The sequence below is a fragment of the Escherichia sp. MOD1-EC6300 genome (genome assembly GCF_002965045.1).
Lineage (GTDB): Bacteria > Pseudomonadota > Gammaproteobacteria > Enterobacterales > Enterobacteriaceae > Escherichia > Escherichia coli_F.
This window is the reverse complement of the sequence record NZ_PTRH01000039.1, coordinates 1-2,346: the sequence shown is the minus strand read 5'-3', so window position 1 is coordinate 2,346 and position 2,346 is coordinate 1. Positions and strand designations below refer to the sequence as shown.

At 58.0% G+C, this 2,346-nt stretch carries 2 protein-coding genes and 1 pseudogene; all 3 read left to right on the top strand.

Translation table 11 applies throughout. The annotated features are described in order from the left end of the window. Positions 1-136: pseudogene (locus BGE37_RS25480) on the top strand (phage tail protein); the annotation flags it as partial. Then, positions 133-705, top strand: a complete 573-nt coding sequence (locus BGE37_RS24610) for a tail assembly protein (protein ID WP_000847682.1) — start codon at positions 133-135, stop codon at positions 703-705. The pseudogene BGE37_RS25480 and the gene BGE37_RS24610, both read left to right, overlap by 4 nt. Before the next feature lie 60 nt (positions 706-765). After that, positions 766-2,346, top strand: a 1,581-nt coding sequence (locus tag BGE37_RS24605; protein WP_105288545.1) for a host specificity protein J, incomplete at its 3' end; no start/stop codon positions are given.

The window sequence follows — 2,346 nt, the reverse complement described above, 5'->3', positions numbered from 1 at the left end:
ACAACTGAGCAAACGAGAGAGGTATACCGACAAATGGCAGCGACGCACACACTCCCTCTGGCGTCACCGGGCATGGCGCGCATCTGCCTTTACGGGGATTTACAACGATTTGGCCGCCGCATCGACCTTCGTGTGAAAACGGGGGCTGAAGCCATTCGGGCGCTGGCCACACAGCTCCCGGCGTTTCGTCAGAAACTGAGCGACGGCTGGTATCAGGTACGGATTTCCGGGCGGGACGTCAGCACGTCCGGATTGACGGCGCAGTTACATGAGGTTCTGCCTGACGGCGCTGTGATTCATATTGTTCCCAGAGTCGCCGGGGCCAAGTCAGGGGGCGTATTCCAGATTGTTCTGGGGGCTGCCGCCATTGCCGGATCATTCTTTACTGCCGGAGCCACCCTTGCAGCATGGGGGGCAGCCATTGGGGCCGGTGGTATGACCGGTATCCTGTTTTCTCTCGGTGCCAGTATGGTACTTGGTGGTGTGGCGCAGATGCTGGCACCGAAAGCCAGAACTCCCCGTACACAGACAACGGATAACGGTAAGCAGAACACCTATTTCTCCTCACTGGATAACATGGTTGCCCAGGGCAATGTTCTGCCTGTTCTGTACGGTGAAATGCGCGTGGGGTCGCGGGTGGCTTCTCAGGAGATCAGCACGGCAGACGAGGGGGACGGTGGTCAGGTTGTGGTGATTGGTCGTTGATGAAAAACGTTTTATGTGAAACCGCCTCAGGGCGGTTTTGTCGTTTCTGGAGCGTGAGGAATGGGTAAAGGCAGCAGTAAGGGGCATACCCCGCGCGAAGCGAAGGACAACCTGAAATCATCCCAGATGCTGAGCGTGATAGACGCCATCAGTGAAGGGCCGGTTGAAGGTCCGGTGGACGGATTAAAAAGTGTGCTGCTGAACAGTACGCCAGTGCTGGACAGTGAGGGGAATACCAATATCTCCGGTGTCACGGTGGTTTTCCGGGCAGGTGAGCAGGAGCAGACACCGCCGGAGGGATTTGAATCCTCCGGCTCCGAGACGGTGCTGGGTACGGAAGTGAAGTACGACACGCCGATTACCCGGACCATCACGTCTGCAAACATCGACCGTCTGCGCTTTACCTTCGGTGTGCAGGCACTGGTGGAAACCACCTCAAAGGGGGACCGGAATCCGTCGGAAGTCCGCCTGCTGGTTCAGATACAGCGTAACGGTGGCTGGGTGACGGAAAAAGACATCACCATTAAAGGCAAAACCACCTCACAGTATCTGGCATCGGTGGTGGTGGGTAACCTGCCGCCGCGCCCGTTCAATATCCGGATGCGCAGGATGACGCCGGACAGCACCACAGACCAGCTGCAGAACAAAACGCTCTGGTCGTCATACACCGAAATCATCGATGTGAAACAGTGCTACCCGAACACGGCACTGGTCGGCGTACAGGTGGATTCGGAGCAGTTCGGCAGCCAGCAGGTGAGCCGTAATTATCATCTGCGCGGGCGTATTCTGCAGGTGCCGTCGAACTATAACCCGCAGACGCGGCAATACAGCGGTATCTGGGACGGAACGTTTAAGCCAGCATACAGCAATAACATGGCCTGGTGTCTGTGGGATATGCTGACCCATCCACGCTACGGCATGGGGAAACGTCTTGGTGCGGCGGATGTGGACAAATGGGCGCTGTATGTCATCGGCCAGTACTGCGACCAGTCAGTGCCGGACGGCTTTGGCGGCACGGAGCCGCGCATCACCTGTAATGCGTACCTGACCACACAGCGCAAGGCGTGGGATGTGCTCAGTGATTTCTGCTCGGCGATGCGCTGTATGCCGGTATGGAACGGGCAGACGCTGACGTTCGTGCAGGACCGACCGTCGGATAAGGTGTGGACCTATAACCGCAGTAATGTGGTGATGCCGGATGATGGCGCGCCGTTCCGCTACAGTTTCAGCGCCCTGAAAGACCGCCATAATGCCGTTGAGGTGAACTGGATTGACCCGAACAACGGCTGGGAGACGGCGACAGAGCTTGTGGAGGATACGCAGGCCATTGCCCGTTACGGTCGTAACGTCACGAAGATGGATGCTTTTGGCTGTACAAGCCGGGGGCAGGCACACCGCGCCGGGCTGTGGCTGATTAAAACAGAACTGCTGGAAACGCAGACCGTGGACTTCTGCGTGGGCGCAGAAGGGCTTCGCCATGTGCCGGGCGATGTCATTGAAATCTGTGATGATGACTATGCCGGTATCAGCACCGGCGGGCGCGTGCTGGCGGTAAACAGCCAGACCCGGACGCTGACGCTCGACCGTGAAATCACGCTGCCATCCTCCGGTACCACGCTGATAAGCCTGGTTGACGGAAGT